Source organism: Streptomyces sp. NPDC030165 (assembly GCF_055573595.1).
On record NZ_JBVIBD010000001.1, the window covers coordinates 417,855 to 439,004 of the forward strand.

Sequence of the window (21,150 nt, forward strand, 5' to 3'; positions counted from 1 at the left end):
GAGCGCTACAGGGCCGGCTCAAGCGCTCAGTCACACCAGGATCGCCGGCATGGCGCTGCGACCCGTGCAGGTGAACTTGAAGGCCCTGGATGACTCGGCGGTCGGCCGGTTACGGGCGGAAGCGCTCGGCCGGAGTGTTTTCCGGCCCGGCGCGACCACCTGCGTCGGACCCGCCGGCGATTTCGTCTGGCCGGATCCGGTCGCGCCCGGCCGACCCGGAGGGCCACGAGTTCTGCGTCCTCGCCCTTCCTGGCGTGGAGCCGGCCACAACGGCCGGACGGTGACCGGTCCGCTCCCCGTCCGCCCCGCGGGCCGGGTAGGCCGTCCCCCGGGAGCGATCCGTCACCGTACGCCCCGTAGCTGGAGAAGGTACGCCGCGGTCAGCGCGACGGCACGGTCGCCGTCCTGCGTCAGCTCCGTGAGGGCGTGTGTCGCCGTCGTTCCTGGGATGCCCGCCAGCGCCTGGGTCAGCCGTCCGCGTGCCGGCGCTTCGGTCGTGTCGTGGGCGAGGCGGTCGACGAGCCTGCTCGCGATCCGGTCCGCCGTCGCGGTGTCGCTCGCCAGCACGCTCAGTGCGTCGGCCGCATCGGTGTCGTTCCTTCCCGCCACGATCATGTCGATGAGCGCGGGGACCGCGTCGGCCAGTCCACGTGCCCCGAGCGCCAGAGCCGCGTGCCCGCGGACCACGGCGTCGGGGTGGGCGAGAGCGTTGCGCAGCTGCGCGGTGGCCTCGTCACCGGGCATCTCGGCGAGGGACTGAACGGCACGTTCGCGCACCGCGGCCACCCGTGAGCCTAGGCCCTCCGCCAGCAGGGCCGGGCCGCCGTCGTCCGAGCGCGCCAGCGCCCAGCGAAGGGCTCCGGCGACGTTCGGCTCCGTCTCGCTCAGTGCCGCCTCGACCAGGGCCTCCACCGGCACCGGAACCTCGTCGGCCGAGGAGAGGGCCGCGCGCTGGCGCACGTCGGCGCTCTTGGACCCCAGCGCCTGGAGGAGCGCGACGACTTGGAGGACGTCCTCCCAGCCGTCGGGGTCCGCGGCATCGATCCGGCGCAGCCGTGTGAGCAGTTCGGTCTCCGCCGCGATGCGTTCGCGTGTCTGACGGATGAGGTCGTCGACGAGCGCCGAGGGCGTGAAGCCGGGGTCGTCGAGCGCGCGCCCGATCTCCCGCAGCGACAGCCCCAGCGACCGCAGGCTCTCGATGTGGAAGATCCGCCGGACGTCCTCGCCGGAGTACTCCCGGTAGCCGGAGCCCGTACGTCCCGAAGGGCGCACCAGGCCGAGCGACTCGTAATGCCGCAGCATGCGGGCACTGACCCCGGACCGTCGCGCCACCTCACCGATCAACACGCCCTATTGTCCCCCGTGGCCGGACGCGCCGAGGGCCACGACGCGCTTCGCCTCCTCGATCGCGAACTCGAATCCGGCAGCCGGGTCGCGCAGCAGCCGTTGGGTGGCGAGCGCGTGCGCGCGCACGTGCGGGTCGGGGGCCGTCGTCGCGTCACGCAGCGCCGGCACCATCACTTCGCCCAGCGCGATCAGCGCCCGGCTGAGGCTCAGCTGCGTCTCCCGCCCGCCGCGCCCGAGCTGCGCCGCCAGTGCGGTGGCCAGGGCGGGCTCCTCGCCTTCCGGTACGAGCACGACCGCGGCCCGCCAGGCGCTCCGCGCGACCTCGTCGTCGGCGTCGGACAGCAGCGCCGGGGTGATCGCCGGCCACGCCTGCCGGTCCCCGATCTTGGACAGCGTGTGCAGTGCCTGGCTCCGTGCCTGCGGGCGCTCCGAGCGCACTTCGCGGACCAGCACGGGGAGCGTCATGGACACCGGGTGGCGGGCGAGTGCCCAGGTCAGCATGTCGCGGACGAAGAACTCGGGTTCGATCGCGCATCGCTCGACGAGCTTGTCGACGAAGCGCGGGCCGGGCATCGCGCCGGCCGCCAGAGCGGCCCGCAGCCGCACGGACGAACGGCGGTCCTCCAGCCCTTGGAGCACGCGCAGCGCGTCCGTGTCCTGCCTCGTGATCGTCATCGAGACCACCTCCTCGGCAAGCAGTGAAGGCCTTGTCACTGTGTCAAGGTCAAACGGGGCCTGCTGCGGCTCGGGCACTTCCGTGTCCGGCGGGGATCGACGTTCGCGGGTGATGTCCACGCGCGGGCGCTGTGGCGGTACGCCGGGATGGTGTGGGCCCGACGTCAAAAAAGGGGCGGGCCGCACCCGTGAAGAGGACGGATGCGACCCGTACAGCCCCGGCACCGGCCTCGGTGGCACTTACCGTACGAGCACGACCGAGTTGATCGGCGTCATGTTGTACGGCGCGGACTCGCCCACGCCGCGCATCACGACGGAGCAGCCGCCCGTGCCGTTGTACCCGTAGCAGAACTGGAACCCGGCGCCGCCCGTCTGGTTGTTGACGATCACCCGGTTACCGGTGACGTTCGACAGGTTGTGGGCGCCGTAGCTGTAGAAGATGTTCTTGCTCAGGATGCTGCCGTTCGTCTCGCGGATGCAGACCGCTCCGGACGGACAGGGCGTCGCCGCGGTGGCGGCGGGAGCCATGGTGAGCCCGAGAGCTCCCACGGCGAGAGACACACTTGCGGCGGATACAGCGAGCTTGCGCATTCTTCCCCCTGTGTTCCGGTGCCCCGGTGGGGCCACCTCTCTGCCGAAAGTTACCGGTGTCAACGAAGGGGCACCAGAGTTCCGGCGCACTTCGTGGATTCCCGGTTCGCTTCCGGGGCCGGCGAGGCCTACGGGGTGGGCGCGTGACCGGGCGTGCGGGCCCGTGGCGGAGCAGAGTGTGCGGGGCCGCCCGTCCGCCCCGGCCCCGGCACTGCGGCCCGGCGGGAGGTTACCGGTCCCGCGCCGTCAGGCGCCCTGCTGCTCGCGCTTCGCCTGCTCCGCCTTGTGCTTCTCCTTGATCCGCACAGTCTCCTTGCGGACCTCGGCCTGGGTGGCGCGCTCCTTCTGCAGCCACTCGGGGGACTCCGCCTTCAGCGCGTCGATCTGCTCCGTGGTCAGTGCCTCGGTGATTCCGCCGCGGGCGAGGCCCGAGATGGAGACGCCCAGCTTGGCCGCCACGACGGGGCGCGGGTGCGGGCCGTCGCGCCGCAGGTCCCGGAGCCACTCGGGCGGATCGGTCTGCAGCGCGTTCAGCTCGGCGCGCGAGACGACACCCTCCTGGAATGCGGCGGGGGTGGCTTCGAGGTACACACCCAGCTTCTTGGCCGCGGTCGCGGGTTTCATCGTCTGGGTGTTCTGGTGCGACGTCATGATGTCAAGGGTATCGATCGTGTGCGCCACCTCTGACCACGACCGGTAACCTGGCGGAGTGACAGGCTCGGAAGAAACCCTCTCGTTCCGGCTCGCGTACGTCCCGGGGGTGACGCCCACCAAGTGGGTGCGTATCTGGAACGAGCGGCTGCCCGACGTCCCGCTGGAGCTGGTCGCGACGCCCCCCGCCGAGGCGTGCGACGTGCTGCGGGACGGCGGCGCCGACGCGGGTTTCGTACGGCTGCCGGTCGACCGGACGTTCTTCAGCGCGATTCCGCTCTATACGGAGACGACGGTGGTCGTGGTCCCGAAGGACCACCTCTTCACGGCGGCCGACGAGGTCTCCACCGAGGATCTGGCCGACGAGATCGTGCTGCATCCCCTGGACGACACCCTCGGCTGGGAGCGTCCGCCGGGGCAGCCCGCGTTCGAGCGGCCCGCGACGACGGCGGACGCGATCGAGCTGGTGGCGGCGGGCATCGGCCTGCTGGTCGTTCCGCAGTCGCTGGCCCGGCTGCACCACCGCAAGGATCTCAAGTACCGGACGCTGACGGACGCCCCTCAGTCCCAGGTCGCGCTGGCGTGGCCGGAGGAGCGGACCACCGACCTGGTCGAGGACTTCATCGGCATCGTCCGCGGCCGGACCGTCAACAGCACCCGTGGCCGCAGCCGGCCCCAGGAGCAGGCTGATAGCAAGGCCCGGGCTCAGGCCCGGCCGAAGTCCGGGAACGCGGGCAAGTCCGGTGCCCGGCAGAAGCCCACGGCCGGCAAACCGGCCGGGAAGGGCACGAGGAGTCCGCGCGGCGGCTCGGGGGCCGCGAAGGGCGCCCGGCGCGGGAAGCCCGGCCGCCGGTCGTAATCAGCGCCGGCCCGGGCGGGACGCCGGCTCGCGGCTCCGCCGCGGCGTGCCGTCAGCCTCCCGGGCGGACCGCCTCCCACCCCCGCTCCAGCAGGGCGAAGATTTCTTCGGTGGCCCGGCGGGGCGCGGGACGCTGGTCGGTGAGGGTGCGGGAGGCGAGGGCGAAGTGGGCCAGGGCGGCGCAGGTGACGTCGTCCTCGGGGGCGCCGACCTCCTGGGCGATGGCGCGGGCCAGGGCTGTTTCGTGGCGCATCCACATGCGCTGGGCGTACTCGCGTAGCGCCGGGGTGTCGGCCACCATGCGGCTGAAGGCGGAGAAGTCGTGGTGCGCGGCGTGTTCCTCGGTGAGCAGGACGTATTCGCGCAGGGCCTGGAGGACCGACTGGCCGGGGGCCCGGTCGCGTACGGCGGCGACGAGGGCGGCCTCGATGTCGTCGTCCTGGTCGAAGACGAGCGCTTCCTTGCCGGCGAAGTGTTTGAACAGGGTCGTCACCGAGACGTCGGCGGCGTCGGCGATCTCCTTGACGCCGACCTGCTCGTAGCCGCGTTCCAGGAAGAGCCGCAGGGCGGCGTCGGCCAGCGCCTTGCGTGTCTGGGCCTTCTTGCGTTCGCGGCGGCCGACGGGGGCGTCGGCCCTCGGGGGCGCGGGGGGCTCGATGCGGGGAGCGGGTTCGGTCACGGGTGCAGCCTACCTTGCGGTGTATCGAGTTCGAAGGTTTAGTCGTTGCGCTTTTTTAGTGGGTGTGCTTTTTTTGGTGTGGCGCCGGGCGTTCGGTCCGGCGTTCCGTGCACCCCTGGAGGGGGACCCATGAACCTCACCCGTGCGGCCCGTGTCGCGATCGTCGGCGCGGGCCCCGGCGGCCTGGTCTGTGCCCGTGTGCTACAGCTCCACGGCGTTTCCGTCACCGTCTTCGAGCGCGAAGCGGCCTTCGGCGCCCGCCCGCAGGGCGGCTCGCTCGACCTGCACCCGGACACGGGCCAGGCGGCTCTGCGCGCGGCGGGACTGCTCGACCGGTTCCACACCCTGTCCCGCCCCGAGGGCCAGGAGTGGCGGAAGGTGGACCACGCCACCGCGGCCGCCATGGCACAGGAGTGGCCCCCCGGGGACGAGGGCGCGGCCGAGGAGGACCGGCCGGAGATCGACCGGGGGCAGCTGCGGGGGCTGCTGCTGGACTCGCTCGCACCGGGGACGGTCCGCTGGGGGCACGCCGTCAGCAGCGCCCGGCCGCTCGGCGACGGCGCCTGCCGCCTGGTGTTCGCGGACGGCACCACCGAGGACTTCGACCTGGTCGTCGGTGCCGACGGCGCCTGGTCACGGGTCCGCCCGGCCGTCTCGGACGCCCTGCCCGCGTACACGGGTGTCACGTTCGTCGAGACCGGCTTCGACGACAGCGACGTACGCCATCCCGGCCTGGCGGAGCTGGTCGGTCCGGGCACGCTGGTGGCGGGGTCCGACTCGACGCACCTGTTCGCCCAGCGGAACAGCAACGGTCACATCCGTACGTACGTGGCGTTCCGGGCTCCGCAGGACTGGCACACGGCCGCCGGGCTGGACCCCGACGATTCGGCGGCGACGCGTGCGTACCTCTCCCGGAGGCTCGACGGGTGGGCCGAGGGCCTGCGGTACGCCGTGCTGAACGGTGATCACGATTTCGCCCGCCGGCCGCTGTTCGCGCTGCCCGTACCGCACGTCTGGGAGCACGTTCCGGGCGTCACGTTGCTGGGTGACGCCGCGCACCTGATGCCGCCTCTCGGCGTGGGCGTCAACCACGCGTTGCTCGACGGCGCCGACCTGGCGCAGGCGCTGGTCGGCGAGGAGCGGGTGGATGACGCCGTGCGTGCCTACGAGGAACTGATGCTGCCCCGGTCCTCCGAGTTGGCCAAGAGGTGCGCGGAGGGGCTGAAGCACCTGGTGCCGTAGGTGATGCCCGGGACCGGGGGCAGCGGGCGTCCGGCCGGGAGCTGTCGAGGTCTGCCGGTGGCTTCGGCGGCCGGCCGCGGCCGTCAGTACCCCGTCGGCCGGATCAGCCCCGTCTCGTCCGCGAAGACCGCCGCCTGCGTACGGTCGCGCAGCCCGAGTTTGACCAGGACGCGGCTGACATGGGCCTTCACAGTCTGTTCGGCGACCACCAGGCGGTCCGCGATCTCCGCGTTCGACAGGCCCTGGGCGACCGGGGAGAGGACTTCGGTCTCGCGTTCCGTCAGGTCGCCGACGCGGTCCTTGAGGGGCACGCGGGGCGGGCCGGCCATGCGGGAGAACTCGGCTATCAGGCGTTCGGTGATGTTCGGCGCGAGCAGCGCGTCGCCGGCCGCCACCACGCGGACGGCCTGGGCGAGTTCGGCGGCCGAGGCGTCCTTGAGCAGGAAGCCGGACGCGCCGGCGCGCAGCGCCTCGTACACGTACTCGTCGAGGCCGTCCACCGCCTGGCCGGCGACCTCGATGACGGGTTCGGCGTCGAGCAGCACCGTGAGTCCCTGACGGACCATGACCCGGTCGTCGGCGATGAGCACGCGGATGGTCGTCATGGGGTGGCCTCGGCGGGGCCGGGGGAAGCTGCGGGGCGGTGGGGCGGGCCGGCGGTTCAGCCGGTTCGGTGGGCAGGACGGCGGTCACTTCGTACCCCATGGCGAGGTGGTAATCCGGGGCGAAGGCGAGGTGGTTGATGCCGAACACACTGAAGATCACCGCGCAGTACAGCAGCAGGACCACGATGAGCGGCTGCCGGATCAGCCAGCCCGGCCGCTCCCCCGGTGGCAGCGGCCGGACGGCTCCCCTCACCAGGTCGTCACACAGCGCGCGTGACGCCGCCCGTACGGCCGTCAGCAGCCGCTTCTTGAGCCCCGTTCGTCCTGTTCGGGCACCGCCCCGTCGTCCCCCACACGCTGAACCTTGAGCACCGTGCACGGTCTCCTCCCGGGGGCCTTCCGTTCTGAGCGCAGCGCGCGCTTCACCACGGAAGGGACGGACCGTGTCACGTGGTCGGCGTCCCGCCGGGGAGGGCATCTGCCGCGTAGCTCCGAAGTACTACGGGTAGGGGCCGCCGGGAAATGCCGTACGGACACGGGTGCGCCCCGGCCGGGCGGAAGTGCCAGCCGGGGCGCACCCGTCGCTGACGGCGCAGGGCATCGGCGGACGGAACGCCTGTCCGCCGGTGCCGTATCAGCTGCCGAGGGTGGCGAGTGCCTGGTTGAACGTCTGCGACGGGCGCATGACGGCCGCGGCCTTGGCCACCGCGGGCTGGTAGTAACCGCCGATGTCGGCCGGCTTGCCCTGGACGGCGATCAGCTCGTCGACGATGGTCTGCTCCTGCTCGGCCAGCGTCGCCGCGAGGGCCGCGAAGGACTGCGCGAGCTGCGCGTCCTCGGTCTGCCGGGCCAGCTCCTGGGCCCAGTACAGGGCCAGGTAGAAGTGGCTGCCGCGGTTGTCGATACCGCCCAGCTTGCGGCTGGGCGACTTGTTCTCGGCGAGGAACGTGCCGGTTGCGCGGTCCAGGGTGTCCGCGAGGATCTGGGCGCGCGCGTTGCCGGTCTTCTGCGCGAGGTGCTCGAAGCTCACCGCGAGCGCGAGGAACTCGCCCAGGCTGTCCCAGCGCAGGTAGTTCTCCTTGACCAGCTGCTGGACGTGCTTGGGCGCGGAGCCGCCGGCGCCGGTCTCGAAGAGGCCGCCGCCGTTGATGAGCGGCACCACCGAGAGCATCTTGGCGCTGGTGCCGAGCTCCAGGATCGGGAACAGGTCGGTGAGGTAGTCACGCAGCACGTTGCCGGTGACGGAGATGGTGTTCTCGCCGCGGCGGATGCGCTCGACCGAGAACTTGGTCGCCTCGACCGGGGACATGATCTCGATCCGCAGGCCCTCGGTGTCGTGCTCCGGGAGGTACTGCTTGACCTTGGCGATGAGGTTGGCGTCGTGCGCGCGGCCCTCGTCCAGCCAGAACACGGCCGGGTCGCCGGTCGCACGGGCGCGGGTGACGGCCAGCTTCACCCAGTCGCGGATCGGCACGTCCTTGGTCTGGCACATGCGGAAGATGTCGCCGGTGGCGACCGTCTGCTCCAGGACCGCGTTGCCGTCCTGGTCGAGGACCCGCACCGTGCCGGTGGTGGCGATCTCGAAGGTCTTGTCGTGGCTGCCGTACTCCTCGGCCTTCTGCGCCATCAGGCCGACGTTCGGCACCGAGCCCATGGTCGACGGGTCGTACGCGCCGTTGGCCTTGCAGTCGTCGATGACGGCCTGGTAGATGCCGGCGTAGCTGCTGTCCGGGATGACGGCCAGGGCGTCCTGCTCCTGGTCGTCCTTGTTCCACATGTGGCCCGAAGTGCGGATCATGGCCGGCATGGAGGCGTCCACGATGACGTCGCTCGGGACGTGCAGGTTGGTGATGCCCCGGTGGGAGTCGACCATCGCCAGGTCGGGGCCCTCGGCCAGCTCCGCGTCGAAGGACGCCTTGATCTCCTCGCCCTGGGGCAGCGACTCCAGGCCCTTCCAGATGCCGCCCAGACCGTCGTTCGGGGTCAGGCCGGCCTTGGCGAGCACGTCACCGTACTGGGCGAAGGTCTTCGGGAAGAAGGCGCGCACCACGTGACCGAAGATGATCGGGTCGGAGACCTTCATCATCGTGGCCTTGAGGTGCACCGAGAACAGCACGCCCTCGGCCTTGGCGCGCGCGACCTGCTCCTTCAGGAACTCGCGCAGCACCGCGACGCGCATGACCGACGCGTCCACGACCTCGCCCGCGAGGACCGGTACCGACTCGCGCAGGACGGTGGTCGAGCCGTCGTCGCCAGCCAGCTCGATGCGCAGCGTGCCGTCCTCGGCGATGACCGTGGACTTCTCGGTGGAGCGGAAGTCGTCGCCGGTCATGTGCGCGACGTTGGTCTTCGAGTCGGCCGACCAGGCTCCCATCCGGTGCGGGTTGGCCTTGGCGTAGTTCTTGACCGAGGCGGGGGCGCGGCGGTCGGAGTTGCCCTCGCGCAGCACCGGGTTGACGGCGCTGCCCTTGACCTTGTCGTAGCGGGCGCGGATGTCGCGCTCCTCGTCGGTCTTCGGGTCGTCCGGGTAGTCCGGCAGCGCGTAACCCTGCTCCTGCAGCTCGGCGACGGCCGCCTTCAGCTGCGGGATGGATGCCGAGATGTTCGGCAGCTTGATGATGTTGGCCTCGGGCGTCTTCGCCAGCTCGCCGAGTTCGGCGAGGGCGTCGTCGATGCGCTGGTCCTCCTGGAGCCACTCCGGGAAGCCGGCGATGATGCGGCCCGCCAGCGAGATGTCACGGCTCTGCACCGCGACCCCGGCCGTCGAGGCGTAGGCCTCGATCACCGGCAGGAACGAATACGTCGCCAGGGCCGGGGCCTCGTCAGTGTGTGTGTAGATGATGGTCGAGTCAGTCACCGGGTGCTCCGCTCCACGTCTGCAACATTGCTCGACATCAAGATATCTCGTGATCGGGTCCTCTCAGGAAGGGCCCTGGTCCGTCGGGGGCGCTTGTCGGTGTTGTCGGCCGGGATTGCCTGTCGGCATTGCCTCTCGGCACGACCTGCCCCTTCCCCGGCCGGCTTCCGGCCGCTGCGTCGCCCCTCTCCATCACTTCCCGGTTTGCGGCGACGCGTACGTACCATCCCGACGAACAGCCCGCTTGTCGGCTCCCCACAAACTCATCCCATCCAACTCCGTGGAAGCAGTCACCTGTCACTCCGGTAACCACCTGGCAGGGTGGGCAACAAGTTGATCACTCCCCCGCCGGACCCGGCCCGGGGAGTTGTCTCCATCCGACAAAGGGGGTTCGTCTCATGCGTACTGTCACCGAGGACGTGGTGGTCACCGGCATCGGAGCCACCACGCCGCTGGGCGGCGACGCCGCCTCGACCTGGGACGCCATGCTGGCCGGGCGGTCCGGCATCAGCGCCGTCGAGGAGGAGTGGGCGGCCGGTCTGCCCGTACGGATCGCGGGCCGGCTCGCGGTCGAGCCGGGCACGGTCCTGGACCGTGTGCAGGCCCGGCGTATGGACCGGTGCGAGCAGGTCGCGCTCGTCGCGGCCCGCGAGGCGTGGGCGGACGCGGGCGCGCCGGCCGTCGATCCGGAGCGGCTGGCCGTGGTGATCGGTACGGGTACGGGCGGCGCGCTCACCCTGCTCGGCCAGGACGACGTGCTGGAGACCTCCGGCGTACGGAAGGTGTCCCCGCACACCGTTCCGATGCTGATGGCGAACGGCCCCGCCGCCTGGGTCAGCATCGAACTGGGAGCGCGCGGCGGCGCGCACACCCCGGTGAGCGCCTGCGCCTCGGGGGCCGAGGCCATCGCCATGGGCCTGGACCTGATCCGTCTCGGCCGGGCCGACGTGGTCGTGGCGGGCGGTGCCGAAGCCTGTGTCCACCCCCTGCCGATGGCAGGGTTCGCCCAGGCCAGGGCGCACTCGACGCGCAACGACGAGCCTCATCTGGCGTCCCGCCCGTTCGATGCCGACCGGGACGGCTTCGTGATCGGCGAGGGGTCGGCCGTGATCGTCCTGGAGCGTGCCGGGTTCGCCGCCGCCCGCGCGGCCCGCGCGCACGCCACCCTCGCGGGCGCGGGCGTCACCTCGGACGCCCACCACATCACGGCCGCCCACCCCGAGGGCCAGGTCCGCGCGATGCGGCTGGCCCTGTCCGCCGCCGGACTGTCCCCGCGCGACATCAGTCATGTGCACGCCCATGCGACGTCCACGCCCAAGGGAGACCTCGCGGAGGCCCAATCGATCACCGAGGCCGTCGGCACCCACCCGTCCGTCACCGCGACCAAGTCGATGACCGGCCATCTCTTCGGGGCGGCCGGCGCGACCGGCGCGCTGGCCGCGATCCTCGCCGTACGTGACGGGATCGTCCCCGCGACACGGAATGTCGACACCCTCGACCCCGAGGTGGGCCTCGATGTCGTCACGGGCGAGCCGCGGAAGGGTGCCCTGTCCTCCGCCCTGACCAACGCGTTCGGGTTCGGCGGGCACAACGCGTGTCTGGTGTTCACGACGGCACCCTGAGGGCGGGGTTCTTCTCGGGGGCTTCGCAGGGGGCGCGTGGTGCTTCGCTGCCGGAGCGAGCCCCGGCGTCCGCCGGTTCCGCCCTCCCCTCGCCGGGCCCGTCCTCGTAGAGTGCCGTCCATGCTCCTGTGGATCAACGGCCCTTTCGGCGGCGGCAAGACGCAGACCGCGCACGAGATCCAGCGCCGGCTGCCCGGCAGCGTCATCTGCGACCCCGAGCACGTCGGCTTCGGACTGCGGCGGATGACGCCGCCGGCCCTGCGCGGCGACTTCCAGGACCTGCCGGCCTGGCGGCAGGGCGTCCACGAGGTGCTCGACCTGGCCCTGACCGAGCACCCCGGCACGGTGATCGCCCCGATGACGCTCGTGGAACCCGCGTACTTCCACGAGATCGTCGGCCGACTGCGGGACCGCGGCCACGACGTCCGGCACTTCGCGCTGCTCGCCGACCGGCGGACCGTGCTGCGACGGCTGCGGGAGCGCGGCTTCGGGCACTTCGTGGGGTTCGTCGCCGGCAAGGACACCCCGTTGCGGCGGGAGAGTTTCGCCGTGGCGAAGCTGGACCACTGTCTGGAGCGGCTGCGCGGGCCGGAGTTCGCCGATCACGTGTGGACCGACCGGCGTACGGTCGCGCAGGTCGCCGACCACATCGCCGCTTCGGCCGGACTGGAACTGGCCCCCGACACCGACGGTGCGCTGCGGGGGCGGCTGCGCCGTACGTGGACGAGTCTCAAGCACATCCGCTTCGACTGACTGACGGGGCGGGCTCGGGAACCTGCGCTTGCGCGCGCCCGGTGTGCCGCCCGTCGGGGCGGCACACCGGGCGCCGTCACCAGGCCGTGCCCGCTACCTGCCGGGTGGTGACGTTGACGCGGTTGAAGAAGTTCGTCATGCCGATCATGAGGACCAGGGCGGCGAGCTGCCGCTCGTCGTAGTGCGCCGCGGCCTGGTTCCAGACCGCGTCCGGTACCGGGTCGGTACGGTCGCCGAGCCGGGTGACGGCCTCGGTGAGCCCCAGCGCGGCGCGCTCGGCCGGGGTGAAGAAGGGGGTGTCGGCCCAGGCCGCCACGGTGTGCAGCCGCTCGTCGCGTTCACCGGCCTTCTGGGCCTGGAGCGTGCCACCGTGCATGCAGAAGCTGCATCCGTTGATCTGGCTCGCCCGCAGGTGGACCAGATCGAGCGTCGTCTGCGGGACACCGGCCTTCTTCACCGCCTTCAGGATGGCGAGGACCGGGTCCATGACACCGGGGAGGAGCAGCGCCGGGTTCGGGATCCGTGCCTGTACGGACGCCTGCGGGGCCTGGGTGTTGTCCATGTGCTGTGCTTCCTGCACGGTGGGCTCCTGTCCTTCTCTCGCGCCGATCCGGCACACCGGCCGGTACGGCGGTCTGTCACATCGAGGCGCATCGGTTCGTCATCGCTCTGACGGAACACGACGGGAGAATGTGACAGGTGGACGAGAAGGATGTTCTGGCGGAGCGCTTCGAGGAGCACCGGGCGCACCTGCGGGCGGTGGCGTACCGGATGCTCGGTTCGCTGAGCGAGGCGGACGACGCCGTGCAGGAGGCCTGGTTGCGGCTCAGCCGCTCCGACGTCAGCGGCGTGGCGAATCTCGGCGGGTGGCTGACGACCGTCGTCGGCCGGGTGTGCCTGGATCTGCTGCGGACGCGTACGGCGCGTGGCGAGGAGCCGTTCGACGTACGGGTGCCCGACCCCGTCATCGGCGGCGTCACCAGCGGCGGCAGCGGCACGGACGGGGCCGACCCGGAGCACCAGGCGCTGCTGGCCGACGCGGTCGGGCTCGCCCTGCTGGTGGTGCTCCAGGCGCTGGCCCCCGCCGAACGTCTCGCGTTCGTCCTGCACGACATGTTTGCGGTGCCCTTCGACGAGATCGGGCCCGTCGTCGGGCGCACCCCGGCCGCGGCCCGGCAGCTCGCCAGCCGGGCCCGCCGCCGGGTACGGAGCGCGGCCGCCGCGCCGGACGCCGACCTCGCCCGGCAGCGTGAGGTGGTCGACGCCTTCCTCGCCGCCGCACGCGACGGTGACTTCGAGGGGCTGCTCGCGGTCCTCGATCCGGACGTGGTGCTCCGCGCCGACACGGGTGCCGGCTTCCCGGGGCTGACCAGGACGGTCCGCGGAGCGCGGGAGGTGGCCGGCCGGGCGCTCGCCTTCCAGCGGTCCGCGCACGGGGCGCGGCACGCGCTGGTGAACGGCGCCGCGGGCGTCGTGACGGTCGCGGACGGGGTGCCGGTGTCGGTGATGGGCCTGACGGTCGCGGGCGGGAAGGTCGTCGCGATCGACATTCTGGCCGATCCGGAGCGGCTGCGGGGGCTGGATCTGACGGAATTCGGGGCGTGAGGGGTTGAGGAAGGCGTGGCGCGCTTCCGGCCCGGCTCCGGCGACGAGGAGACCTGGCTCGTCGGCCGGGGGCCGGGGACCGGGTGGCGACTCTTCGCAACTTCCGGAGAGCGGCGGGACCTTACCGCCTGGAGACGGCAGCCTGGCAGCTCAGCGACACGATATCCGGTTGCCTGTCGGCGATGGTGGTGGATGCAATGCCCGGCAGGGTCGCCCACGTACGCCCGCCACGGTGCGGTGAGACGCACGCGTACTGCCGGGCGGCCTCGCCCCACCGCGATACGGGCAGACCGCGACCGCACCGTCACACGGGAGACGCCACCGCATGAATACGCCACCAACGCCGCTTGGAGCGGAGCGGACCGACGGGGCACCCGTGCGGATCGGTGTTCTCGTTCCGCTGTCGCAGCCTGGCTGGGTCGGTGCGGGCCGGCACTTGCTCGCCGGGTTCGAGCTGGCCGTTCGCGAGGTCAACGACGCCGGCGGGATCGTCGGACGGCCGCTTGAGCTGGTGGTCCGGGACACCGCGGCTGATCCGCAGAGGGCCGCGGCGGCCGTGGAGGAATGGGCTCGCCAGGGCGTGGCCGCCGTGGCGGGTGAGTACCACAGCGTCGTCGCCCGCGCCGCCGCCACCAGGGCCGATGCCCTCGGTGTGCCGTTCCTCTGCTCGTCGGCGGTACTCGACGAGCTCACCGGACAGCCGACGGAGTGGGTCGCACGCCTCGCCCCGGCGCAGTCCCGCGGCTGGCGGATCTTCGCGGACTTCCTCCTCGGCGCGGGCCACCGCCGCATCGCCGTGGCAACCCAGCCGAGCGTCTACTGGGCATCCGGGACCCGCATTCTGCGCGAGCACCTCGCTCCACGCGGCGGCACCGTCATCGAACTCGACATGAGCGCGCTCACCCCCACGGCCGTGTGCGACGCACTCGCCGGCCATCGCGCGACAGCCCTCCTTCTCCTGGTCGGCCACCCGGAGCCGGCCGTGTCGGTCGTCAGGTCCGTCCGCCGCGACCCGCACCTCGCCGGGGTCATGATCGGTGCTCCGGCCGGGCAACCGGAGTTCGCCGAATGGGCGGCGTCGCTGGGCGACGACAGCGCCGGGATTCCGTTCTTGCGCTACCTGCCCGAGCGCCTCGGCCCACTCGGCGTGCGAGTCGAGGCGGCCCTCCGCGAACGGCTGGCCGAAGCGCCCTCCTTCGTCGCCTTCGAGGGCTACGACACGATCACCGTCCTCGCCGATGTCCTGCGGTCCCACGGCACGGACCGGGCGCGCATCGCCGGATCCTGGCCGCGCGTCGCGGTCGAAGGCACCCGCGGGCGGATCCGGTTCTCCCGCACGTCGGGCATCACCGTTCGGCAGTGGGCCTGGCCGCCGGTCCAAGTCGTCGACCGGGACCCGGCGGATCCCGATCGCTTCCGGGTCCTGCACGCCGGCTGAGACGGCGCGCGGCGGCCCGGGCCCGAATGCCCCGGGTCCGCTGCGCTCTTGCGGCGGGCTGCCGTTGTGTTGGCACTGTGGAGTTCCGCAGGTGGAACCTGGGGTTTTCCCCATGTTCGCGGCAGTGGGTGCCGCTCTAACCTGAAGATCACCGCGCTGGGAGGCGCGGCGATCCGCATCGCACACGCGGCCTGTGTGCGGCGCACCATGCACTGCACCAGGGGGAAACCGTGCGTTGTCATCTCCGTGTCCTCGCGGCCGTTGCGCTGACCGGTGTCGCTGTGAGCGCATTGGGCGCGTGCGGGCTCATGGACCGCTCCACGTACGAGGACGACACCAAGCTCTCCGCCGACATCACGTCCGTACGTCTGGACAGCGGTTCCGGTGGCCTCACCCTGCGCGGCAAGAAGTCCCTCGGCACGGTGTCCGTCCACCGTGAGCTCCGGTACCGGGGCGACCGGCCCGAGCAGGCGAGCCACCGCGTGGAGAACGGTGTGCTGGTGCTCGGCGGTTGCGGGGACGACTGCTCGGTCCACTACACGGTCGACGTGCCGGCGGGCCTCGCGGTGACGGGCAAGACCTCGGCCGGCGCGGTGGACCTCGCGGAGGTCGGTTCGGTACGGGTGACCACCAGCTCCGGCGCGGTGAATCTGAACGGGGTGAGCGGCGCGGTGGACGTCCGTACGTCCAACGGGCGGATCCACGGGCGCGGTCTGAAGGGGGACGGGATACGGGCACGGACCAGCAACGGCGCGATCGACCTCGTCGCGCAGACGCCGCAGAACGTGCAGGCCGAGACGTCGAACGGAGCGATCAGCCTCACCGTGCCGACCGGTCGGCGCGACCGCTACCGAATAACCGCCGAAACCGACAACGGCGACAAGACCCTGGGCGTACCCAACGACCCGGCCGGCGCGTACCGGCTCGACCTCACCACGGCCAACGGCGCCATCACGGTCGAGGAGGGGTGAGTCGGGGCTCGGCGTGACATCTGCGGGGGGGCGGGGACGGAGTGCGGGGTGCAGGGGGAGGCGCGGGTCGGGGGGCGTGCGGGCGCCCGGGGTCGCTGAAGCGCGGGCGCCCGCCCCCGTTATGGGGTCAGGTGCCGGGACGGTCGGTGTCCCGGCTGGGCTTGGGGTGGAGTGATCAGGTGGACGGGGGCGCTTCCGCGTCGCCTGACGCCTTTTCGAGGTCGCCTCATGGCGCTTCCGGGTCGCCGTTTCCGTACGGGCGGGTGATGATCTCCATCGCGTGGCCCGCAGGGTCGAAGAAGTAGACCCCGCGTCCGCCGTCGTTGTGGTTGATCTCTCCCGGCTGCTTTCCGTGCGGGTCGGCGTAATAGGTGAGGCCGGTCTGCTGGATCCGCGCGAAGGCGGTGTCGAATTCGGCTTCGCCGACGAGGAACGCGTAGTGCTGCATGACGATCGACTCCGCCGGGATCGTGGCGAAGTCCAGGGTGACGCCGTTGGCGGTGTCCACCGGGATGAACGGGCCCCATTCCGGGCCGGTTTCGAGTCCGAGGAGGTACGCCAGGAAGGTGGCGGATTCCCGGTTGTCCCGGGAGTGGATGATGATGTGGTTCAACTGCACTGACACTGTGGAATGCCTCCGTAAGGCAAACTCACGGGCACCTCCATGCCTCACCCGGTCGGTGACCGACACGCGATGCCGTCGCGGCTGATGGTAAGCGGCGCCCGCGGTGTGGTCGAGCCGATTCCCGGGACAGCCGGTGGCTGCGAGGGGGCCGGTGGTTCGGGAAGCTCCGGCAGCTCCGGTTCGTTTCGCGGCTTCCGGGTCATCTGCCGGGGCGTTTGACCGCGTGGCCGACGATGACGGTCTCGACGCCGGCGATGCCCAGGCCGGTCAGGTCCTCGGTGATCAGCCGGTACAGGGCGGCCAGGTCCCGTACCCAGACGGCGGCGTGCACGTTGGCGGTGCCGCTGGTGGCGAACGCGCCGTGTACGGCGGGGTGCCGGGCCAGCGTGCGGCCCACGATGTCCAGGTGGTCCGGGGGCACCTGCATCATCAGGTTGGCGTCGATCAACAGGCCCAGCCGTCGGGGATCGACGACCACCTGTGTGCTGAGCCGGCCGTCGGCCACCAGGCGGGCGAGGCGGCGCCGGACGGTGGAGGCGGGGTGCCCGGTACGGGCGGCGATCGCCGCGGCCGGAGTGCGGGCGTCGTCCCGCAGGGCGGTCAGGATGTCGGCGTCGACGGCGTCAGGCGTGCGTGCGGGAGCGGCGGACGTGGCCCCGGAACCTGCGAGCGTGGGTCCGGGGGCGGCGAGCGGTACGGATGGTACGGAGGTGTCGCGGGCCGGGTCGCGGGCCGGGGTCAGGGCGGCGCGTTCCTCGGTGGTCAGGACGTCATGGCGCCAGTCGGATGCCTCGGAGAAGACGTGCAGCACGGTGGCGGCGGAGACGGACGCCACCGCGGGTGTGGCCGGCAACTGCCGGAAGACCAGGTGGTCGCGGGAGCCCGGTTCGGTGAAGGAGACCGCGGAGATCTCGTCGCCCGTGGCGGACAGGTCGATGAACGGGATGTCCGGGCGGGCGGCCAGGGCTGCGGTGAGGGCGTCCAGCTTGCCCTTGAGCACCTTGATGCGCAGCAGCAGCGCGCCGACCGAGTCGGGGCGCGCGGGCCGGGCGATCACCTTCACCGTGCCGTCGCCGGTCAGTGCCTGCCAGCGGCGGTGCACGGTACGGGGATTCTCACCCAGCACCTCGGCGGCCCGCTCGGCGCTCAGCCGCCCGTCGCACTGCAACGCGGCGATCAGGCGCTGGTCACGGAGCCCGAGGACGGGCGAGGGGGTGGGGGACGGGGACGGGGGTGGGAAGGGCACGGCGGGGCCGGCGGAGACGGGAACGCTCGGATCTTTGGGCATGGGTGACAGTTTTGCTCACTTCGAGCCCGCGGAGAGTCCGGGGCGGGCCGTCGCGGTACAGGATCGACGGCATCAGCCACTTCCGGCACCAGAGGACGGCACCAGGCACGCCAGCCAGGCCAGGCACGTCGGGCAGGTCAGGCACGCCAGGCCCCCGGACGTCCCCTCCATGCCGCCCTCTGCGCCGGGGAAGTACACGGAGAAGTTCATGACGTACGCATCCCTGCTCGCCCCGATGGCAGCCGCCGCTCATGAAGTCGGCGCGCTCCTGGTGAAGACCCCGCGCCGCACCGCCGCGCCCGCCGACACGATGGCGGAACTGGCCGCCGTATACCTGGACTTGGAGGCTCCGGCCGTCGCCGTCATGCGCCGGCACCTGGACGCGCTGCTGCCCGGCGTGCCCTGGGCGGAGGAACTGCACGGCGGGAGAAGTGCGAGTGCCGAGCCGGGCACCACGCCTGTCACCGCCCCGGCCCCGGGGCTGCCGGCCGTGGGGGACGTGTGGCTGGTGGATGTGATCGACGGCGCAGTGCAGTTGATGCAGGATCTGCCGTACTTCTGTGTCAGTCTCGCGCTGGTGCGGGACGGCGAGCCGGTGGCCGCGGCACTGCACGCGCCGCTGCTCGGCGAGACGTACCTCGCCGCGGCCGGGCAGGGCGCCACCCGTAACGGCGAGACGATCGTGCCGTCGGCCAGGACCCGGCTGGAAGCGGCCCTCGTGGGCACCAGCCAGCCGCCGTTCGTCGCGGGGCAGCCCGCGGCCGTGGCGGCGGCCGGCCGGTCGCTCGCCGCTGTGCTGCCCGCCGTGGGGGCCGTACGGAATCTCGGCCCCACCTCGTGGCAGATCGCCGACACGGCGGCGGGGCGGCTGGACGCGTTCTGGGAGTACGGCCGGGACGACGCCAATCTCTTGCCCGGCGCCCTCGTGGCCCGCGAAGCGGGAGCCGTCGTCTCCGACACCGCGGGCCGTCCGTGGCGGGCCGGGGCGTCCGGCTTCCTCGCCGCGCCGCGCGGGCTGCACGGCGCGCTGCTGGACCTGCTGGAACCGGTGGAGCAGCCGGCGCCGTGATCAGCCGGCCGGGCGGGGCGTGAACTCCATGCCGACCGAGACGGGGGCGGTCTCGGTGAAGCCGAACTTGGCGTAGAGGTGGCGGGCGTCGCCGTCGGCGATCAGGGAGACGTGGGCGCCGGCCGGTGCGCGGCGCTCCAGTTCGGCGTTGAGCGCCGTCATGATGCGCTTGCCCAGGCCGTGGCCCTGGTGCTGAGGCAGTACGCAGATGTCGACGATCCGGAAGAAGCAGCCGCCGTCGCCGATGATCCGGCGCAGCCGCCGGTATGCGTCGGCCGTCGGGACGCCGGGCCTGACCTCGTAGCCGTCGGTGTGTGCCGCCGGAGCGCCGGCCCGTTCGCTCCGGCTTCCGTCACCGCTCCGGCTCCGGTCGTCGTCCTTTCTGCCGTCACCGCCCCTGCTGCCGTCGTCGCTCCGGCCGCCGCCCTCGCCGCCGTACGCGGTGACATCACCGTTCGCCTGATGCATGCCTGTCAGGTTGGCGGCCTGCCTCCTGGTACGACGCCGTTAGGTCCGCCGCCGGGAGTGCAACGTAACTGCCTGGAGGGATGATTGCCCGCATGTCATGATCGGCGCATGACCGATCCGGGGGCCACCGCAGCCGTGGCGGACGTGGCCGACCGCGCTGCCTGGGTACGTGCGGCAGCTCGTAACAACGCCGAATGGTGCGACGCGGTCTGCCGCGCCCACGGGCTACGGGGGGACTTCGGCGGCGGCGCCTGGACCAGCCCCCGCCGCACTCCCCCGCTCTACCCGGACGCCGTGACGCTCACGGACCGCGTCAGCGCTTCCGCCGAGCTTCTGGAACGGATCGACACGGCGTCTCCCGGATGCTCGGTCAAGGACAGTTTCGCCTGCCTGGACCTGGCCCCGGCCGGATTCGAGGTGCTCTTCGAGGCCCGGTGGATCCACCGCCCGGCCCATGCGCCCGCGCCCACCCCCATTTCCGCACCCGTCCCTGTTCCCGCACCCCTCCCCGCACCCGAATCCACCCCCGTACCCGAGTCCACCTCCTCGGCCAGGCCCGCCGCCCACATCACCTGGGATGTGATCACCGCGCCCCGCGACCTGTCCGCCCGGGCGGCGGCCTGGGGAGCCGAGCCGGGCGGCTGCGACCCGTTCCGGCCGGAACTGCTCACGGACGACGCCACCCGCTTCCTGCGCGCCCGGTCCGCCGACGGGACGGTCCTGGCCGGGGCCGTCGCCACGCTCAGCGGCGAAGTGGTCGGCCTGTCCAACGTCTTCACCGCTTCCGGAGCCGCGGCTTCCGGGCTCGGTCCTCGGAGTACCCGGGCCGGCTGCCTCTCCGCCGTGACCGCCCGGTGGCCCGGCCTGCCGGTCGTCGGTTACGAGTCCGGCGCCGGCCTGGAAGCGGCGGTGGGGGTCGGGTTCCGGCCGGTCGGGCCGCTGCGTGTGGGGTGGCGGCAGTAGTGGCGTCCGCCGCAAGCCCGTTGCTGCGGCGGGTGGGTGACCTGTGGGAGACGCTGAGTGCGGCGCCCGTGAGGTTTCCGCCGCCCGGCAGCCCCCCGGTCGTGGTCGTCTCCCCGGACTCCGGCCTGTGCCCGGCCTCGTGGGCGGGGATCGTGGCGCTCGGGCCGTCGGCCATCGTCACCGCGCCGGACCCGACCGCCGCGTATGCCCTGCGCACCTCGCTGAGCGCCGTACCGGCCGACGCGCTGACCTGCCCGGACGCCATCCGCGCGGTGCTGCCCGTCGCGGACGTCCTGGGCCCGGCCACCCTGGCGTACGTGACGGAGGACGCGTTCCGCCGCGTACCGGACGGCGGTGGGGTGCGGCGGCTTGCGGCCGGGCACGCCGCCGTGATGACCCTGTTGCGGGCCGTCGGCCGTACGGACGCGGAGGAGAGCGGCCTGGCGGAGATCACTTCGCCCGCCTTCGTCATCCAGGACCCGGCAGGCCCGTCAGGCCCGTACGCACCCGAGGCCTTTGTCACCGCCGCGGCCGGTTACCGTCTCTGGCCCCGCGGGACCGCGCACCTCTGTGTGCTCACCGCGCCGGACCGGCGCGGTCAGGGGCTCGCCCGCCGTGTGGCGTCCGCCGCGGTGGCGCACGCGCTCACGGCCGGTCTGCTCCCCCAGTGGCGCGCCCGTCCCCCGGCTTCGCGGCGCGCGGCGCGGGCGTTGGTGTTCCGGGAGGTGGGAAGCCAGTTGAGCGTACGGCTGGCGGCGGAACCGGATGTCTGCGGCGCACGGGCCCCCGGAATGCCGTACAGCCGGTACGGCCGGATTCCGCCCACGGGTTCACAGGGGTGA

22 protein-coding genes and 1 pseudogene are annotated in these 21,150 nt (G+C 72.3%); 11 read left to right on the top strand and 12 right to left on the bottom strand.

The window, feature by feature from the left end; translation table 11 throughout:
• Positions 1 to 49: 49 nt before the first annotated feature.
• Positions 50 to 211, top strand: a pseudogene (locus tag ACZ4Z1_RS01910) (VOC family protein); the annotation flags it as partial.
• Between the two features lie 131 nt (positions 212 to 342).
• Here the strand turns inward: ACZ4Z1_RS01910 and ACZ4Z1_RS01915 are convergent.
• The 4 genes from ACZ4Z1_RS01915 to ACZ4Z1_RS01930 all read right to left on the bottom strand — a co-directional run bounded on the left by ACZ4Z1_RS01915 (position 343) and on the right by ACZ4Z1_RS01930 (position 3,264).
• A complete protein-coding gene (locus tag ACZ4Z1_RS01915; RefSeq protein ID WP_468484607.1) occupies positions 343 to 1,347 on the bottom strand; it encodes a MerR family transcriptional regulator in 1,005 nt (334 codons plus the stop codon).
• 3 nt (positions 1,348 to 1,350) lie between these two features.
• The gene (locus ACZ4Z1_RS01920) at positions 1,351 to 2,022 is read right to left on the bottom strand and encodes a HEAT repeat domain-containing protein (RefSeq protein ID WP_468484608.1); all 672 of its coding nucleotides are present in this window, start codon (positions 2,020 to 2,022) and stop codon (positions 1,351 to 1,353) included.
• A 240-nt stretch (positions 2,023 to 2,262) separates the two neighbouring features.
• Entirely contained in the window at positions 2,263 to 2,583 is a 321-nt protein-coding gene (locus ACZ4Z1_RS01925; protein WP_468484609.1) for a hypothetical protein, read from the bottom strand.
• A gap of 276 nt (positions 2,584 to 2,859) precedes the next feature.
• Entirely contained in the window at positions 2,860 to 3,264 is a 405-nt protein-coding gene (locus ACZ4Z1_RS01930; RefSeq protein WP_468484610.1) for a DUF5997 family protein, read from the bottom strand.
• Positions 3,265 to 3,322: 58 nt separating this feature from the next.
• Here ACZ4Z1_RS01930 and ACZ4Z1_RS01935 point away from each other — a divergent pair, with 58 nt between their 5' ends.
• Positions 3,323 to 4,123 (top strand): LysR family substrate-binding domain-containing protein, encoded by an 801-nt coding sequence (locus tag ACZ4Z1_RS01935; protein ID WP_468484611.1) that lies wholly within the window; start codon positions 3,323 to 3,325, stop codon positions 4,121 to 4,123.
• Between the two features lie 52 nt (positions 4,124 to 4,175).
• Here the strand turns inward: ACZ4Z1_RS01935 and ACZ4Z1_RS01940 are convergent, their stop codons facing one another.
• Positions 4,176 to 4,802, bottom strand: coding sequence for a TetR/AcrR family transcriptional regulator (locus tag ACZ4Z1_RS01940; RefSeq protein ID WP_468484612.1), 627 nt, complete (start codon positions 4,800 to 4,802; stop codon positions 4,176 to 4,178).
• 129 nt (positions 4,803 to 4,931) lie between these two features.
• Between ACZ4Z1_RS01940 and ACZ4Z1_RS01945 the strand changes: the two genes are divergently transcribed.
• On the top strand, positions 4,932 to 6,044 hold the full coding sequence (locus tag ACZ4Z1_RS01945; protein ID WP_468484613.1) for an FAD-dependent oxidoreductase: 1,113 nt from the start codon (positions 4,932 to 4,934) through the stop codon (positions 6,042 to 6,044).
• 83 nt (positions 6,045 to 6,127) lie between these two features.
• On the opposite strand, the gene ACZ4Z1_RS01950 is transcribed toward ACZ4Z1_RS01945, so the two are convergent.
• Entirely contained in the window at positions 6,128 to 6,649 is a 522-nt protein-coding gene (locus ACZ4Z1_RS01950) for a response regulator transcription factor (RefSeq protein ID WP_468484614.1), read from the bottom strand.
• Between the two features lie 634 nt (positions 6,650 to 7,283).
• Entirely contained in the window at positions 7,284 to 9,506 is a 2,223-nt protein-coding gene (locus ACZ4Z1_RS01955; RefSeq protein ID WP_468484615.1) for an NADP-dependent isocitrate dehydrogenase, read from the bottom strand.
• A gap of 398 nt (positions 9,507 to 9,904) precedes the next feature.
• Here ACZ4Z1_RS01955 and ACZ4Z1_RS01960 point away from each other — a divergent pair, with 398 nt between their 5' ends.
• Together ACZ4Z1_RS01960 and ACZ4Z1_RS01965 are read left to right on the top strand one after the other, a co-directional pair.
• Positions 9,905 to 11,128, top strand: a complete 1,224-nt coding sequence (locus ACZ4Z1_RS01960) for a beta-ketoacyl-[acyl-carrier-protein] synthase family protein (RefSeq protein WP_468484616.1) — start codon at positions 9,905 to 9,907, stop codon at positions 11,126 to 11,128.
• A 120-nt stretch (positions 11,129 to 11,248) separates the two neighbouring features.
• Complete coding sequence (locus ACZ4Z1_RS01965) at positions 11,249 to 11,881, top strand: AAA family ATPase (protein ID WP_468484617.1); 633 nt, start codon at positions 11,249 to 11,251, stop codon at positions 11,879 to 11,881.
• A gap of 76 nt (positions 11,882 to 11,957) precedes the next feature.
• Here the strand turns inward: ACZ4Z1_RS01965 and ACZ4Z1_RS01970 are convergent, their stop codons facing one another.
• Entirely contained in the window at positions 11,958 to 12,443 is a 486-nt protein-coding gene (locus ACZ4Z1_RS01970; RefSeq protein ID WP_468484853.1) for a carboxymuconolactone decarboxylase family protein, read from the bottom strand.
• Positions 12,444 to 12,580: 137 nt separating this feature from the next.
• Between ACZ4Z1_RS01970 and ACZ4Z1_RS01975 the strand changes: the two genes are divergently transcribed.
• The 3 genes from ACZ4Z1_RS01975 to ACZ4Z1_RS01985 all read left to right on the top strand — a co-directional run bounded on the left by ACZ4Z1_RS01975 (position 12,581) and on the right by ACZ4Z1_RS01985 (position 15,895).
• Positions 12,581 to 13,486 carry a sigma-70 family RNA polymerase sigma factor gene (locus ACZ4Z1_RS01975; protein ID WP_468484618.1) on the top strand — a complete coding sequence of 302 codons (906 nt, stop codon included), beginning with the start codon at positions 12,581 to 12,583 and terminating at the stop codon, positions 13,484 to 13,486.
• Between the two features lie 325 nt (positions 13,487 to 13,811).
• Positions 13,812 to 14,924: an ABC transporter substrate-binding protein gene (locus ACZ4Z1_RS01980; RefSeq protein WP_468484619.1), complete on the top strand. Its 1,113-nt coding sequence runs from the start codon at positions 13,812 to 13,814 to the stop codon at positions 14,922 to 14,924.
• Positions 14,925 to 15,154: 230 nt separating this feature from the next.
• Positions 15,155 to 15,895 carry a DUF4097 family beta strand repeat-containing protein gene (locus tag ACZ4Z1_RS01985; protein WP_468484620.1) on the top strand — a complete coding sequence of 247 codons (741 nt, stop codon included), beginning with the start codon at positions 15,155 to 15,157 and terminating at the stop codon, positions 15,893 to 15,895.
• 226 nt (positions 15,896 to 16,121) lie between these two features.
• Here ACZ4Z1_RS01985 and ACZ4Z1_RS01990 read toward each other — a convergent pair whose 3' ends face one another.
• The 3 genes from ACZ4Z1_RS01990 to ACZ4Z1_RS02000 all read right to left on the bottom strand — a co-directional run bounded on the left by ACZ4Z1_RS01990 (position 16,122) and on the right by ACZ4Z1_RS02000 (position 18,018).
• Positions 16,122 to 16,520, bottom strand: coding sequence for a VOC family protein (locus ACZ4Z1_RS01990; RefSeq protein WP_468484621.1), 399 nt, complete (start codon positions 16,518 to 16,520; stop codon positions 16,122 to 16,124).
• A gap of 199 nt (positions 16,521 to 16,719) precedes the next feature.
• A complete protein-coding gene (locus ACZ4Z1_RS01995) occupies positions 16,720 to 17,808 on the bottom strand; it encodes an AsnC family transcriptional regulator (RefSeq protein WP_468484622.1) in 1,089 nt (362 codons plus the stop codon).
• Between the two features lie 72 nt (positions 17,809 to 17,880).
• Positions 17,881 to 18,018 (bottom strand): hypothetical protein, encoded by a 138-nt coding sequence (locus ACZ4Z1_RS02000; RefSeq protein WP_468484623.1) that lies wholly within the window; start codon positions 18,016 to 18,018, stop codon positions 17,881 to 17,883.
• Here ACZ4Z1_RS02000 and ACZ4Z1_RS02005 point away from each other — a divergent pair.
• Complete coding sequence (locus tag ACZ4Z1_RS02005) at positions 18,017 to 18,877, top strand: inositol monophosphatase family protein (protein ID WP_468484624.1); 861 nt, start codon at positions 18,017 to 18,019, stop codon at positions 18,875 to 18,877. The two genes, ACZ4Z1_RS02000 and ACZ4Z1_RS02005, sit on opposite strands and share 2 nt — an antisense overlap.
• Here ACZ4Z1_RS02005 and ACZ4Z1_RS02010 read toward each other — a convergent pair whose 3' ends face one another.
• Positions 18,878 to 19,345, bottom strand: coding sequence for a GNAT family N-acetyltransferase (locus ACZ4Z1_RS02010; RefSeq protein ID WP_468484625.1), 468 nt, complete (start codon positions 19,343 to 19,345; stop codon positions 18,878 to 18,880). It lies immediately after the preceding gene.
• Positions 19,346 to 19,453: 108 nt separating this feature from the next.
• Here ACZ4Z1_RS02010 and ACZ4Z1_RS02015 point away from each other — a divergent pair, with 108 nt between their 5' ends.
• Both ACZ4Z1_RS02015 and ACZ4Z1_RS02020 read left to right on the top strand, forming a co-directional pair.
• Positions 19,454 to 20,308, top strand: coding sequence for a hypothetical protein (locus ACZ4Z1_RS02015; protein WP_468484626.1), 855 nt, complete (start codon positions 19,454 to 19,456; stop codon positions 20,306 to 20,308).
• Complete coding sequence (locus tag ACZ4Z1_RS02020; protein ID WP_468484627.1) at positions 20,308 to 21,150, top strand: GNAT family N-acetyltransferase; 843 nt, start codon at positions 20,308 to 20,310, stop codon at positions 21,148 to 21,150. Before ACZ4Z1_RS02015 ends, ACZ4Z1_RS02020 begins: the two co-directional genes overlap by 1 nt.